14 protein-coding genes and 1 tRNA gene are annotated in these 14,309 nt (G+C 64.0%); 8 read left to right on the top strand and 7 right to left on the bottom strand.

Annotated features, from left to right (window positions below):
- The first annotated feature begins 131 nt into the window (after positions 1-131).
- Positions 132-416: a hypothetical protein gene (locus RI444_RS01150; protein WP_062098934.1), complete on the top strand. Its 285-nt coding sequence runs from the start codon at positions 132-134 to the stop codon at positions 414-416.
- Between the two features lie 101 nt (positions 417-517).
- Positions 518-886 (top strand): hypothetical protein, encoded by a 369-nt coding sequence (locus tag RI444_RS01145; protein WP_021471312.1) that lies wholly within the window; start codon positions 518-520, stop codon positions 884-886.
- Between the two features lie 53 nt (positions 887-939).
- On the opposite strand, the gene RI444_RS01140 is transcribed toward RI444_RS01145, so the two are convergent.
- Positions 940-1,012: transfer RNA gene (locus RI444_RS01140), tRNA-Lys, on the bottom strand.
- Between the two features lie 238 nt (positions 1,013-1,250).
- Here RI444_RS01140 and RI444_RS01135 point away from each other — a divergent pair.
- Entirely contained in the window at positions 1,251-1,910 is a 660-nt protein-coding gene (locus RI444_RS01135) for a hypothetical protein (protein WP_021471313.1), read from the top strand.
- 202 nt (positions 1,911-2,112) lie between these two features.
- On the opposite strand, the gene RI444_RS01130 is transcribed toward RI444_RS01135, so the two are convergent.
- Positions 2,113-2,838, bottom strand: a complete 726-nt coding sequence (locus RI444_RS01130) for a hypothetical protein (protein WP_021471314.1) — start codon at positions 2,836-2,838, stop codon at positions 2,113-2,115.
- A gap of 196 nt (positions 2,839-3,034) precedes the next feature.
- On the opposite strand from RI444_RS01130, the gene RI444_RS01125 reads away from it, so the two are divergent.
- The 3 genes from RI444_RS01125 (at position 3,035) to RI444_RS01115 (ending at position 6,100) form a co-directional block, all read left to right on the top strand.
- Positions 3,035-3,652: a DUF47 domain-containing protein gene (locus tag RI444_RS01125; protein ID WP_021471315.1), complete on the top strand. Its 618-nt coding sequence runs from the start codon at positions 3,035-3,037 to the stop codon at positions 3,650-3,652.
- 1 nt (position 3,653) lies between these two features.
- Positions 3,654-4,676, top strand: coding sequence for an inorganic phosphate transporter (locus RI444_RS01120; RefSeq protein ID WP_201433987.1), 1,023 nt, complete (start codon positions 3,654-3,656; stop codon positions 4,674-4,676).
- A gap of 137 nt (positions 4,677-4,813) precedes the next feature.
- The gene (locus tag RI444_RS01115; protein ID WP_062095146.1) at positions 4,814-6,100 is read left to right on the top strand and encodes a DDE-type integrase/transposase/recombinase; all 1,287 of its coding nucleotides are present in this window, start codon (positions 4,814-4,816) and stop codon (positions 6,098-6,100) included.
- Between the two features lie 200 nt (positions 6,101-6,300).
- On the opposite strand, the gene pstB is transcribed toward RI444_RS01115, so the two are convergent.
- From pstB to pstS, 4 genes are all read right to left on the bottom strand, one after another.
- Positions 6,301-7,080 carry a phosphate ABC transporter ATP-binding protein PstB gene (gene pstB / locus RI444_RS01110; RefSeq protein WP_021471317.1) on the bottom strand — a complete coding sequence of 260 codons (780 nt, stop codon included), beginning with the start codon at positions 7,078-7,080 and terminating at the stop codon, positions 6,301-6,303.
- A gap of 60 nt (positions 7,081-7,140) precedes the next feature.
- A complete protein-coding gene (gene pstA, locus RI444_RS01105; protein WP_021471318.1) occupies positions 7,141-8,244 on the bottom strand; it encodes a phosphate ABC transporter permease PstA in 1,104 nt (367 codons plus the stop codon).
- A complete protein-coding gene (gene pstC / locus RI444_RS01100) occupies positions 8,245-9,177 on the bottom strand; it encodes a phosphate ABC transporter permease subunit PstC (protein WP_021471319.1) in 933 nt (310 codons plus the stop codon).
- Positions 9,178-9,314: 137 nt separating this feature from the next.
- Positions 9,315-10,436 carry a phosphate ABC transporter substrate-binding protein PstS gene (gene pstS, locus RI444_RS01095; RefSeq protein WP_062094596.1) on the bottom strand — a complete coding sequence of 374 codons (1,122 nt, stop codon included), beginning with the start codon at positions 10,434-10,436 and terminating at the stop codon, positions 9,315-9,317.
- Between the two features lie 217 nt (positions 10,437-10,653).
- Between pstS and RI444_RS01090 the strand changes: the two genes are divergently transcribed.
- The gene (locus RI444_RS01090; protein WP_021471321.1) at positions 10,654-11,781 is read left to right on the top strand and encodes an FUSC family protein; all 1,128 of its coding nucleotides are present in this window, start codon (positions 10,654-10,656) and stop codon (positions 11,779-11,781) included.
- 59 nt (positions 11,782-11,840) lie between these two features.
- On the top strand, positions 11,841-12,548 hold the full coding sequence (locus RI444_RS01085) for a phosphatase PAP2 family protein (protein ID WP_031216176.1): 708 nt from the start codon (positions 11,841-11,843) through the stop codon (positions 12,546-12,548).
- 306 nt (positions 12,549-12,854) lie between these two features.
- On the opposite strand, the gene RI444_RS01080 is transcribed toward RI444_RS01085, so the two are convergent.
- The gene (locus tag RI444_RS01080) at positions 12,855-14,252 is read right to left on the bottom strand and encodes an FAD-dependent oxidoreductase (protein ID WP_207605249.1); all 1,398 of its coding nucleotides are present in this window, start codon (positions 14,250-14,252) and stop codon (positions 12,855-12,857) included.
- Positions 14,253-14,309 lie beyond the last annotated feature (57 nt).

The raw sequence follows: 14,309 nt of genomic DNA, 5'->3' as shown, positions 1-14,309 counted from the left end.
TCACGCGTCCGCCGTCGTTGGCGTATCCGCAGCCGGAAGCTATAGGCCTTGAGGGGCATAAGGGATAGTCTGGAAGAAATGCCCGGGAGCTAGCGATTCTCGGGTAGCCGGCTACCCAAAGGCCACAGGACATGGGCTTCGACCGCAACGAACCAGAGCAGAGTCGGGGGCTCCAGGAAGTACTGACAGCAGGACACATCAGTACTGAGTCGTTATGGCTCCACTACGTAAGCATCGGCGGGATGCTGGGGGTAGTGGAAGTCGAAGCCTACGTGAAGGGCTTGTTGTCCGTGCCGACCTTCCAGCGGGACGTCCTTGCGGCGGCCGCCAACGAACTATCGGATGGCCCCTTCGCGCTTCGCGCTCCCTTTGCCATCGATTTTGACCCGCCGGCTACGACTCCGGTTCTCCCCTGACCCCGCATCTTCACACGCAGAACATCACCCCGCAATGAGTCTGCAACATGGATGCGGGAGGCTGGCTCCATAGCCAAAGAAGCCAGCTGAGGGGAGCGACCATGGGCATCGCACATACAGACCTGTTCCAAGCATTGAAGACTCAAGCCAGTTTGGCCCAGGCCTTCGGCACGCTGCCGGGCAGCGATGAGGAACCGCATCCGCTGACCGAGGGCGAACACATCGAGGCCTGGCACAACGGCCGGCTCTACCACCGCGGAACCGTGGTCAAGACGATTTCCGGAACCGGGTTGTTCTGGCTCCAGGACGACGGCGGCAACCGGCGGCTCCTGGACGTGGAATCGCTGGACATTGTCCGCGATGGGCTGCCTCCTGCACCTGCGCCGGCTGCGGAACCTGCCGCCGTCGCAACGGTTACGCCGCTTTCGCTGTATCCGATCTTCCACGATGGCACCCAAGCCATCGCCTGATGGGCCACAAAGAAACCCCCGGAACCGTGTGGTTCCGGGGGTTTCTGCGAGGGTGGGCCCTGTGGGGCTCGAACCCACGACCCACGGATTAAAAGTCCGATGCTCTACCAACTGAGCTAAAGGCCCTCCAGCTGTAGAAACAGCCATGAATACTGTACCTCACTGATTGCGGGGCAGTAGAACGCAGTAACTCGCGTGCGGCTACGACCCCCTTTGGGCAGATAACGACGGCGGAGCGCAGCCAATGCGGCGTGTCGGCCGGCCGACGGCGGCAAAGTGGGTCGTGACGGCACACCGTCTGAACGCGTTCCGGCCGGGACAACCGTTACTCGACCCCGTCAGGGCACAGGAGTACGGTGAACACATGAGCGAACAGCCAGGATCACGTGCGTACGGCGGAGCAAACCGGCACCACAAGCCGAAGCCCTTCGCCCCCATCGACTTTGAGCCGTTTGCGGGCGGCGCGGACCCGGCCAGGGTCTCCGAGGCTGCCCACTTGGCGGCCCAAGCACTGGTCCGCCGCGGCAGGGACAGCGATGATCCCACGGTCACCCGTCGCCTGGTGAAGCTCGCTGACGAACAAGGCTTGGACGCCATCGCCGAGATGTGGGCCGAGAGCCCTGCCCGCTCGCTGCCCGGCGCACTGTGGCGGCTCTACGCACTCCGCGCAGCCACCATCCAGAACCCGGAGCGGATCTCTGTCTACTTCCGCGCAGGCCGCGACACCGCCCAGGTCTCCAATGTGGTGGCAGGAGCCGCTGAGCCACCGGGCGCCGACGAGATGAAGACCATGGCGGACGCCATCCTCTCAGGAGCTTTCGACGGCGATTTCGACGTCGCGCTGGAACGTTCGGCGGCCTTCTGCCGGGTTGTGGCACTCGGCCAGGCGACACTCGCCGACGGCGCCGAACACGCCAACGAGGGCCACGCCAGCAAGCTCACGCGGAACTCGCACCAGCTGGTGAAAACTGCCGAAGACCTTGAGCATGCCGCGAACGCGTGGCGCCTGGGCGAGTTGGACTAACCCTCCGGACCCACCCAAACGCAGGCAACAGAAAGGCCGGAAGTTACCCACTTCCGGCCTTAACTGTCAATGTTGACTTAGCTTCCACGACGTAGAACACTGAAACTGGTGTCGAACCGCGAAACCCCCGGGCTTCAACTTATAGCCGCTTCGAGCGGCCTACCGCCGAGAGGCGTATCCGGTTCGGCACCATTTTTATGCCCTACTTCAGGGTGATGGTCGTTTCGGCCTGTTCCTTCTTGTCGTGGTCGAGCTTGCCGTCGGCACCCTGCGGCGTCAGCGTTGCCTTCACTTCCGCTTCCTTGCCTGCGGTGTAGGCGAAGTTTTCGGCGATGTTGAAGGACTCACCCGGGCCCAGCTTGAAGGGAGCCTCTTCCTTGAGCTTGGTTCCGCGGCTGGTGAGCCCGTGCTTTTCGAACTGGTCGCTGCTGGAGTCGGAGGGCATGCCGCCAAGGTACTTCCAGTCCGTGTACTTTGCGCTCGGCGAGACCAAGGAGTGGCTCAGCGGAATCTCAGCGGACGAAGTGTTGGTCACCACGTAGTTCAGGTACACCACGGGATCGCCCTTCTTGAGCAGGTTCTCCTTGGTTTCCTTGTCCACGAACATGCTGTCCTTGCTGGCAACGTCGGTAGCCACCTGGAAGATGTCCACGTTGAAGCTCTCGCCCTTGATGCTGCCCAGCTTCTGGCCGGCATCAGTGATGGGCAGGGCCCAGGAGGCGGCTTTGTAAGCGCCGGAGGAGGTGCCTGCGTCCCCGGATTCCGAAGCAGAGGCAGACGGCGAGGCTGACGAAGAAGCCGACGCAGAGGAGGACGGCGACGACTCGGAACCGGCCGCCGTCGTGCTTTCGTTGGAACCACAGGCAGTCAGCGCGAGCAGGCCGGCGAGCGCAACACCGGTGAACTTCACTACATTGTTGATACGCACAATTCCCCCATTGAGTTGATTTATTGAATGGCGCCCTCAGCCTTTCATAAAAGTAAGCGGGCTTTCCATGGGGAGAACTTCCCACGCCCGCACCGCCCTGCCGTCAACGGGCCTGCAGCTGCCGGTAAAGTTATGACGGAAAGGGCAGCATCACGTCGAGCAGCCCACTCCCCATCCGCCCCGAACCGGAAGCGTCATGAAGCTGCGTCTTTTTCCCCAAGAGCCCGCCGGACTTGCCCTGCTCTCGCAGATGGCCGGCGTGATCGTGGCTGCCACCGGGACGCTGTCCGAAATCCTCGGCGCTCCGGCGAGCGAACATGAACGGCTCAGCGAGGAACTGCACGAGCACGAGTCGAAGTCCCTGGACCTGCACTTTGCCCTCCTGACACACATGCGCACGAGCTTCGTCAATCCGCTCCCCCGCGAAGACATGTACACCCTGTCCCGGTTCCTGAACGAGGCCATGGAAAAGCTGGATGCGGCAGGCGAACTGGTGGCCCTCTACAAACTGGACCGCTTGCCAAAGCGCGCGGCGGACCAGCTGGAGATCATCAGCCGCCAAGCCGAGCTCACCGTCGATGCCATGCGCAAGCTCGAGGACCTCGACGAGCTCGAGGACTACTGGATCGAGATACTGCGGCTCGCCAAACGCGCGGAGCGGACGCACCGCATATGGGTGGCGGAGATGCTGCAGGACATGAAGTCCGCACAGTACGCCCGGAACAGGGACATCGCCAACCAGTTGGTGGAAGTCACCAAGGACATGCGCCGGATCGCCACCCAGGTAGGCAGCATCATCGTCAAGGAATCCTGACGTGACCACTGCCGTCCTGGTCCTGGTGGTGGGGTTGGCCGCGGGATTCGCGTTCCTCAACGGTTTCCGCGATGTCTCCAACGCCGTCGCACTGTCCACGCGGACCCGCGCCCTGACGCCCTCTGTTGCCGTACTGCTGGCGGTCATCTTCAACTTTGTTGGTGCGATGCTGAGCGGCGGCTTCGTGCTCGCCTTCACGCAATCCTGGATCACGCTGCCGTCCGGAACGGGCGGGCTGACCATGCTTGCCTCCGCGCTGTCTGCTGCGATCCTGTGGGGCGTGTACTCGTGGTGGCGGGGCATACCGCTTTCCTCCACCAACTCCCTCATGGGCGGACTGATCGGGGCAGGCGGTGCAAGCGTCCTGGTGGGCGGAAACTTTGTGGACGGCGTGGATTCGGTCCTGCTGACCCAGGTGGTCCTGCCTTTGGTGGTCTCCCCGGTGGTGGCTTTCGTCGCCGCGTACCTGCTGGTCTGGCCCGTCACGTGGGCTGCGCGGTATGCCCAGCCGGACGTCATCAACCGGCGCTTCCGCCGGGCCCAGGCAGTGTCCTCGGCGGCGGTTGCGTTCGGTCACGGCCTGCAGGACGGCCAACGCACGACGGCGGTGCTCCTCCTGGCGCTGGTGGCGGCCGGACTGGAATCCGGGGGAAGCGTACCTTTCTGGATCCTCCTGCTCACCGCCGTCATGTTGACCGGGGGCACGCTTTTTGGGGGCTGGCGTATTTCGCACAACCTCGGGTACAGAATGATCCGGATCGATCCGTTACGCGGCTTCGTTGCCCAGACACTGACGTCGGTGATGCTGTTCGTGGGCGCGATCGGCCTGCAGTTCCCGCTCTCCACCACCCACACGTTGACGGCGTCGGCGCTGGGCGCGGGCACCAATCAAAGGTTCCATGTGACCAACCGCCGGCTGGTCCGGAGGATTCTCCTGTTCTGGGTGCTCACGCCCTTGGTGACCGCCGCCGTCGCCTTTGTCCTGGAGCTGGCGCTGTCCCCCCTCGCGACCCTGCCCAACTAGGTCGCATTTGTGCGCGTTTAGAGCGGTCAAAACGCGTGTGGAGTCTCATGACTTAATAGACAGTTCTGTCTCATGACTTCGTAGACACTCTGTCTCAGGACATCGTGGACACTTAGCTTGCGGGTTTGCTGCTATGCATGAGCAAACCCCAACCGGACATCAAGATCCGGCATGCTGTGGCAACGTGGTCCGAGGATTCGCCCAGAGGCGCGGTTACTGCGTTCTGCAGGAAGCACAATGTCTCCCGGGCCTGGTTCTACCGGGTCCGGGCGGCGGCTGCCGAGGTGGGGCCGGTGAAGGCATTGGAGAAAAAGCCCACGATTCCAAGAACCATGCCGGCCCTGACCCCACAGGCGATGATCGAGTTGCTGCTCGGTACCCGGGCGGAACTGCAGGAGAGCGGGCAGGACCACGGTCCGCTTTCTGTCATCGCGAAGCTCTCACGACAAGGCTTCACACCGCCCTCGCGTGCCACCGTGGCCAGGATCTTTTCCCGGGCCGGTGTCGTGATGCCCGAACCGCGGAAGAAGCCTCGAAGCGCCTACAAAAGGTTCGTCTATCCGCAACCCAACGCGTGCTGGCAAATCGACTCGACCGAATGGCAGCTCGCCAGCGGCAAGAAGGTAGCCATCTTCCAACTCATCGATGATCATTCGCGTTTGGCGCTGGCGTCCCTGGTCGCACCCGGCGAAACCAGCGCCGCCGCAATCGCCGTCGTTACCCAGGCCATCGAACGCCACGGAGCACCGCAGAAGTTCCTTTCCGACAACGGCTCGGCACTGAATCCCACCCGCCGCGGCCGCACCGGGGCCCTCGTGGAGTTCCTCAAAGCCAAAGGCATCGAACCGATAACGGGCAAACCCTACAAACCCACCACCCAAGGCAAGAACGAACGCTTCCACCAAACCCTGCACCGATACCTGCACAGGCAACTCCCGGCCCCTTCAATGGCTGCCCTGCAACTGCAGGTCGACGCTTTCGATCTCTACTACAACAACGAACGCGAACATCAAGGCCTACCCGCGGGAACGACGCCCTATGAGGCCTGGAACGCCACCCCGAAAACGCCCCCGCCAACCGTTCCTGAGCAAGTCACGCCCGCAACGGACAGGCAAAGCGCGCACCGAACAGTGAACCGGAACGGGTCCGTGACGATCCTAGGAACCCACTTCAAAATGGGCAAAGAACACACCGGCACCACCGTGCACATCATCTACGACGACACCACCATCATGTTCTTCGGAGCACAAGGCACCGAGATCATCACTCACCCCAGACCTCCGCACGGAACCACCTACGTCGGCAACGGAAAACCCTCAGGAGTCGTCGCAGACCCACAAGGCACCCGCAAGAAACGAACAAAGTACCCGCCCCGCAGAGGCCGACAAACAAAGTCCCAAGACGAAGTGTCCACACAGTCGTGAGACAACAACCGTCCACGAAGTCATGAGACATGAAGTGTCTACAAGGTCATGAGACATGACAAGCGGTCAAAACGCGCACAAATGCGACCTAGTTGGGTGCGGGGGCGGGTACGGAAAAGACGACGGCGGCCGTACCCCCAAGGCGACGGCCGCCGTCGTGATCCGCCGGTCCCCTACGGAAACCGGAGCCTGGACAACCCTTATCCGAAGCGGCCGGACACGTAGTCCTCGGTGGCCTTCTGGGACGGGTTGTTGAAGATGGTGGTGGTGTCCGCGAACTCGATGAGCTTGCCCGGCTTGCCCGTACCGGCAATGTTGAAGAACGCCGTCTTGTCCGAAACGCGGGCGGCCTGCTGCATGTTGTGGGTCACGATCACCACGGTGTACTGGTCCTTGAGCTCGTTGATGAGGTCCTCCACGGCGAGGGTGGAGATCGGGTCCAGCGCGGAGCACGGTTCGTCCATCAGGATCACCTGCGGCTCCACCGCAATGGCGCGGGCAATGCACAGACGCTGCTGCTGGCCGCCGGAAAGGCCGGAACCGGGCTTGTCCAGGCGGTCCTTGACCTCGTTCCACAGGTTGGCGCCCACCAGGGACTTCTCCACGAGTGCGTCGGCTGCGCCCTTGGAGATCTTCTTGTTGTTCAGCTTCACGCCCGCCAGCACGTTGTCACGGATGGACATGGTGGGGAACGGGTTGGGGCGCTGGAAGACCATGCCAACCTGCGTGCGCACGGTCACGGGGTCCACGCCGGGGCCATAGAGGTTATCGCCGTCGAGCAGGACCTCACCCTCGACACGGGCGCCGGGAAGGACCTCGTGCATGCGGTTCAAGGTGCGGAGGAAGGTGGACTTGCCGCAGCCTGACGGGCCAATGAAGGCCGTGACGGACTTGGCTTCGATGTTGATGTTGACGTCCTCAACGGCCAGGAAGTTGCCGTAGTAGACATTCAAGTCTTTGACGTCGATGCGCTTGGACATGGTGTTCCTTTGTTCCTTGGGGGTCTGGAAGTTTTGGGGCGGGACGGGCCGTGGGCCCGGTCAGCGGCCTGTTTTCGGAGCGAAGAGACGGGCGATCAGGCGTGCTCCGAGGTTCAGGAGCATCACCAGGATGATCAGGACCAAGGCCGCACCCCACGCACGCTGGTCCGAGGGGCCGGGGTTGGACGGCGACGTCGGATTCAGGATCTGCGTGTAAATGAACGTGGGCAGGGAGGCCATCCAGCCGCCGAACACGTTGTTGTTGATGGTGGTAGCGAAACCGGCCGTCACCAGGATCGGCGCGGTTTCGCCGATGACCCGGGCGATTGCCAAGGTGACGCCCGAAGCAATACCGGAGATCGCCGTCGGAATAACAACCTTCAGGATGGTGCGCCATTTCCGGACACCGAGCGCGTAGGACGCCTCGCGAAGCTCGTTCGGGACAATCTTGAGCATTTCCTCGCTGGAGCGGACAACCACCGGAATCATCAGGACTGAAAGCGCGACGGCGGCCACCGCACCGGTCTTGGTGCCGGGGCCCACGACTGCGAAGAAGAACGCAGCCGCAAACAGGCCGGCCACGATGGACGGGATGCCGGTCATGACGTCCACGAAGAAGGTGATCGCCTTGGCCAATGGACGGTCGGCACCGTACTCCACCAGGTAGATGGCGGTGAGGAGCCCGACGGGCACGGAAATGACGGTGGCCAGGAGCGTGATCTGTACGGTGCCCAGCAGTGCGTGGTAGATACCGCCGAAGACCGCGCCGCCTTCCTCGACTGCTTTGTTGTCGTAGGCGCCAGTGACCCCGTTCATTGACGTGCTCAGGAAGCCCGGCGTGACAAGCCCGGGGATGCCGTTCACCAGGACGGTCCAAATCACGGAAACCAGGGGCAGGAGCGCCACCAGGAAGGCCCCGACCACCAGGCAGGTGGCCAGCTTGTCCTTGGCTTTGCGGGCACCTTCAACAACACCGCTCCATGCCACCAGGCCGACGGTGAAGAGGATCGCGGAGACAAGCCCCCAGCCGAAGGCGTTGAAGCCGATCAAGGCCAGGATGGCCGCGCCAACGATCAGCGCGACGGCCAGGACTACGTAGGGCGCGAACTTCGGCAGTTGGCCCCTGGTGAGCGCGGAGCGCTTGCGGACTGCTGTGGCGGTCATTTAGTTGGCTCCCGAGAATTCTTTGTGCTTGGTGATGATCCAACGGGCGATCATGTTCACGCCAAGGGTGATGACGAACAGCACCAGGCCTGCGGCGATCAGCGTGTTGACCTTGAGGCCGCTTGCTTCCGGGAAGTTCAGGGCAATTTCGGCGGCGATGGTCTGGTTGCCGGACTGGATCAGGCTCGCAGTCAGGGCGCCGGAGGAGAGCACCAGAGCGACGGCCATGGTCTCGCCGAGCGCGCGGCCCAGGCCCAGCATGATGGCGCTGATGATGCCCGGACGGCCGAACGGGAAGACGGCCATGCGGATCATTTCCCAACGGGTCGCTCCCAGGGCCAGCGCGGCTTCCTCGTGCAGCTTGGGGGTCTGCAGGAAGATTTCGCGGGACAGGGACGTGATGATGGGAAGGACCATGACGGACAGTACGATGCCTGCGGTGAGGATGGTCTTGCCGGTAGCGGAGGCCGGGCCTTGGAAGATCGGGACCCAGCCCAGGTTGTTGGCCAGCCAGTCGTAGGCCGGGGAGATCTCCTTGGCGAGGAACGCCGCGCCCCACGCACCGTAAACAACGGAAGGGATGGCGGCAAGGAGGTCCACCACGTAGCCCAGGCCTGCGGCAAGCCGGCGGGGTGCGTAGTGCGAGATGAACAGTGCGACGCCGATTGCCACAGGCGTGGCGATGACGAGGGCGATCACGGCGGCAATGAGCGTACCCACCACGATCGGGGCGATGTAGGCAAAGAAGCCGTGCCCGCCTTGGATGTCCTCCGGAGGTGCGACCAGTGCCGGGATGGCCTGGACTACCAGGAACAGCGCGACTCCGAAGAGAACCGCGAGAATCAGGCACCCTGCGGCCAAGGCGGCCCCGGAGAAAACCTTGTCCCCGGCGCGTCCTGCGCCTTGGGAGGTTGTCAGGGAGTTGGTGGTCACTTCACGATCCTTAAGTCTGGAGTGAACTGGTCTTGCATGGCTAAGTTCCCTGCCCCGGAACGGTGGCTTCTGGCCACCGGCATCCGGGACAGGGAACTTCAGTGTTCAGCCGGTCCGGGCAAGCCCGCCGGGAAACCTTAGGCTTTGGCCTTGATGGTGTCGATGGCGGCCTTGGCCTTGTCCTGCAGCGCCTTGGAAAGCGGTGCGGACTTTGCGGCGTCAGCTGCGGTCTTCTGGCCCTCGTCGGAGACGACGTAGGTTTCGAAGGCCTTGACCAGGTCAGCCACGTCCTTGGTTTCATACGTGGTGCACACAACGTGGTAGGAGACGAGCACTACCGGGTAAGCGCCGGAAGCGGTGGTCTTGCGGTCCAGCTTGATGGCAACGTCGTTGGTGGCGCGGCCTTCAACGGGCTTGCCTGCTTCAACAGCCTTGGCAGCGGCCTCAGCGGAGATCTTGACGAACTCCTCGCCGACCTTGATGGATGCGGTGCCCAGCTTGCCGGAGACGGCGGAGTCATCAGCGTAGGTCACGGCACCGGGGGTGTCGGTGACGGTCTTGACGACGCCGGAGGTGCCCTTGGCGTTCTCGCCCTTCAGGGATGCGGGCCAAACGCCTGCAGCCTTATCCGTCCAAACCTCGGGAGCAGCAGCTGCCAGGTAGTCGGTGAAGTTGGAGGTGGTACCGGAGTCGTCAGAGCGGTTGACCGGGGTGACCTTGAGGTCCGGCAGGCTGACGCCTTCGTTGAGGGCGGCAATAGCGGGATCGTTCCAGTTGGTGATCTCGCCGCGGAAGATTTTGGCTACGGTGGTGGCGTCAAGCTTCAGTTCAGTGATGCCCGGAACGTTGAAAGCAACAGCGATCGGGGAGATGTACACCGGGATGTTGATTGCGCCATCGGGACCGCACTTGGCCTTGGAGGCTTCCAGCTCCTCATCCTTCAGGTAGGCGTCGGAACCGGCGAACTGGGCCGAACCGTCGACGATGGCCTTGCGGCCTGCACCGGAACCATCCGGAGAGTACTGAACCGTGGCGCCCTGGTTGGCGGCAGAGAAGCCGGCCTTCCATGCGTCCATGGCGGCGCCGGTGGAGGAGGCGCCGATGCCCGTGAGGGTGCCGGTGACCTTGGTACCGGATGCGGCGGACTGCGTGCCGGCGGAGGTGCCGGTTGCGTTGTCGGAACCACAAGCGGTGAGCGCGAGTGCGCCAGCTGCGATGACCGCGATGGCCGCGGTACGGCCGAAGTGAGTTGCCTTCACTTGTATGTGCCCCTTCCAGGGATTTCAGATGCTGCCGAACGGAGATTTCGGCGCGGGTGATCTGTGGACCTTTTGTGCCTTAACTGAAGGTATGGAGCGCAGGTAACGGGACCTGTGGCGGAAAGTGAACGGAAAGTGAACGACGGCGGACCATTGGGTTATGTGGCGCGTGCCACCTTGAGGTTGGTGGCAGGTTTCCGCAAATAGACTGGAAGGCATGGCCGCCACGAAGGGACTCTCCGCAAGCAAGAGGTTTGTGCGTACCCGGCTGAGGACCGGCCTGGTGCGGAGCCGGAACTCACTGGTGCCCGCCATCCAGATGACCGTGTGCGCGGTGGGTGCTTACGCGTTTGCCGAATACGTCCTCGGCCACCAAGGCCCCCTGTTCGCCGCAACGTCATCCTTGATTGCGCTGGGGTTCTCCCGCGATCCACGCCTGCGTCGCGTGATCGAGGTCGGTTTGGGCTGCACGCTCGGCATCGTTGTAGGCGACCTCCTGCTCCACTGGCTGGGCGCCGGGATCTGGCAGGCCGCCGTCGTACTTCTTTTCTCCATCCTGCTGGCCAGGTTCCTGGACAGCGGCACCATCTTCACCACCCAGCTGGGCCTGCAGTCGCTCTTGGTGGTGCTGCTGCCGGCGCCGGCCGGCGGGCCGTTCACGCGCAGCCTGGACGCAGTGGTGGGCGGAGTGTTCGCGCTCCTGGTGACCGTCCTCATGCCGAAGGACCCACGCCGGGAGCCGCGGAAGGACATCCGGAAGATCTTGGACGAGCTCGCGGAAATCCTGCGCGACTGCGCGAAGGCGATGATCGACAGTGACTCCACCGCCGCGTGGCATGCGCTGATCCGCGGCCGCAACTGCCAGGCGCTGGTGGATCGTATGCGGCAGACGCTGCGGGCATCCGGGGAGGTGGCAACGCTCGCTCCCGCGCATCGACGGCACAGGGATGAACTGGCCGGGCTGGAGCATTCCCTGGAGTACATCGACCTCGCGCTGCGTAACAGCCGGGTCTTTGCCCGCAGGCTGACCAGCGCGATCAACCACGCGGCGCTCTCCGATGAGGCGATCGACAACATCGCCGAAGTCCTGCAGGAGACCGCCGCAGCAATCGATGAATTGACCCTCGGTTTGGCGGAGCAGAACGACGGCGCCCGACGGGCCCACATGCGGCGTGCCCGCACCGAGCTGACCATGGTGGCCTCGCGCGTGCACCCGAAAATGCTCGATGTGCAGCGGTTGGAGGGGGAGGCCGTGGTGATGCTGTTCAGGCCGCTCCTGGTGGACCTGCTTGAAGCCAGCGGCCTGGATCCGGAAGAGGCGCGCTCGGTTTTGCCGCGGCTCTGACTTGGGCCTTGCGCGCCCGCTCCCAGCGAAGGCCCAAGTCCGCTGTGGATAATGGAGCGATGCTCCCTGCGTCATCAATGCGTTCCCCGGCGCGATTCCGGCCCGGCCCTCCCCTGCGGCCGCGCCAGCGTGTGCTGTTCCTTTGGGCCGGCGCCCTGTTCGTGGCCGGAGATGCCATCTTCTGGTTGATGTTTGCCGCTGTCCTGTCCTCCAGCGGGCTGGCAACCCTTGACGGAACAGTCCACACGTTGGTCGTGGATTCGCGCAGTCCCCAGGTAAACGGCTTCCTCGCGGCGGTTTCCGGACTGACTTCGCCAACGGTCACGTCGATCGCCGCGGGAGTGATTGCCGTGGTCTGGGCTGTATGGAAGCGGGAGCTGTGGCGTCCTGCCGTGCTGTTGGGAGCCATGCTTGTCTCAGTGGTGCTTGCCACCGTGGTCAAACTGGAAGTGACCCGCTCCCGGCCGCCTTCCACGGATTTCCTGCTTGGGCCCGACGACGCCCTGTCCTTCCCCTCCGGCCACACCCTCGGCGCCTCGGTACTGGCGTTCGTCCTCGCCTACCTGCTGTGCTCCCGTTCCTGGACGCGTACGACGGCGGTCCTGGCGTATGGTGCCGCCGCTGTCCTGACGCTGCTGGTCGCCTACAGCCGGCTCTACCTGGGATATCACTGGCTCACCGATGTTGTGGCTTCACTGGGAGTTGCACTTGGTGTCTTGGGCTTGGCGGTGTTCGTGGACGCCGCGAGGAACGGGCGGGGCGGGTAGGTTCTTGCGGCCGACGAGTAGGACCAAGTAGTGGGCCCCTGTGAGGCACCGATATAACGAGTACCGACTACTGGTGTAACCGGTTCCGCCGGACGGTTAACTGTTTCATGGAAGGCCGGACAAGCCCCAAGCATCGCCGGAATTCCACTTCGCAACACCGCATCGGTGGTCTCCACAACCGGTGCTCCGGCCGCCGCAGGGCGGTCCGGCCCATGACGAAGCCGGCGGCGACAGAGTCTTCTGAGACCGAGACTCTCCCCCCAGCCGCCGCCGGCTTCAAGGCCGGCTGGCCGTCACTTCATCACTTTAATTGGGCTGGTTTTGGCCCGAACGCCCGTGCGCCAGCCCGGTCGGGAACCCGACGAACGCCGGCTCCGGAGCCGAGCAGCAACCTTGGGACTCTTGCTCTTCGGTCGCGGGGGTCGTGTTGGCGGGGACGTCGCAGCTGGCGCCGATATCGGCGGAGCAAACACCCGTTTCGGGCAGATCCAGATGGACAGTGTCGGCGGCTTCGTGGTCTCCGGCAAGGGCGGCCGCGACGGAGCGGACTTGCTCGTAGCCGGTGGCAAGCAGAAACGTCGGGGCCCGGCCGTACGACTTCATCCCGACAATGTAGAAGTCCTTTTCCGGATGGGCGAGAAGCTTCGCGCCGTGGGGTGGGACGGTCCCGCAGGAGTGGAATTCGGGGTCGATGAGGGGGCCGAGTTCGGTGGGTGCTTCAACGGCCGGGTCCAGGTTCAGGCGCAGTTCCCGCAGGATATCCGGATCGGGCCGGAAACCGGTGCACGGGACGATGACGTCGGCCTCGAGGGTGCGCCCGTCCACGGCCTCGACCGTGACACCCGTGTTGAGGGTTTTGATGGTGCTGATCCCGTACCCGGTATGCAGTTCGATGGTGCCTGCCTCGACAAGGCGGCGCAGCCGGGAGCCGAGCTGGCCGCGGGCCGGGAGCCCGTCGGCGTCACCGCCACCGTAAACCTTCTCAGCGCTCGCGCCGCGGACGGCCCAGAGGATCCGGGTGGCGGGCTCCGCTTTGGCCAGGTCGGCCAGGTTAATCAGGGTATTCGCCGCCGAGTGGCCGGCACCGACAACCAGCACGCGGCGGCCGGCGAATGCTTCGCGGTCCCGGCCGGTCACGTCGGGCAGGGGCGAGGAGATCCGCGCACCGGCTTGTTCTTCGCCGATGGCGGGCAGGCCGGACGTGCCCAGCGGGTTGCGCGTGGACCAGGTTCCGGAGGCGTCGATGACCGCGGCTACGGTGTGGTCCCGGATCTCCCCGTTGCCGTGGTCAACGCGGACGGTGAATGCGGTGGTGTCCCGGTTCTTGCTGTGGGTTTTGTCCAGGCCCTGCCGGGTGACGGCAATGACCCGTGCGTTGGTGTGGAGGCGGGACGCGATCGGTTCCGTGGCGGCCAGCGGGGTGAGGTAGTTGTCTATGAGTTCGCCGCCGTAGGGCAGGGCGGTGGGGCGCGGGTGCTCCCAACCGGTTTGTTCGAGCAGCCGCACGGCTGCGGCGTCGGTGTTGAACCGCCACGGGGAGAACAGCCGGATGTGCCTCCAGTGCTCGATCGCGGAGCCCGCGGTGGGGCCCGCTTCGAAGATGACCGGGTCCAGGCCCTGTTCGAGCAGGTGCGCCGCGGCGGCGAGCCCTACCGGGCCTGCACCGATCACGGCGATGGGAAGGGCGCTGGTGGCTGTATCCATGACTGTCCTCTGTTCTCTGTGTCCGTTGGTGCGGCGGTTTCGGGGTGCCTGCCGGTC

It is taken from the genome of Paenarthrobacter sp. AT5 (assembly GCF_032764245.1).
GTDB classification, from domain to species: Bacteria; Actinomycetota; Actinomycetes; order Actinomycetales; family Micrococcaceae; genus Arthrobacter; species Arthrobacter ureafaciens.
Note: the sequence above shows the minus strand (reverse complement) of the source record. Positions and strands in the feature narration are given on the sequence as shown.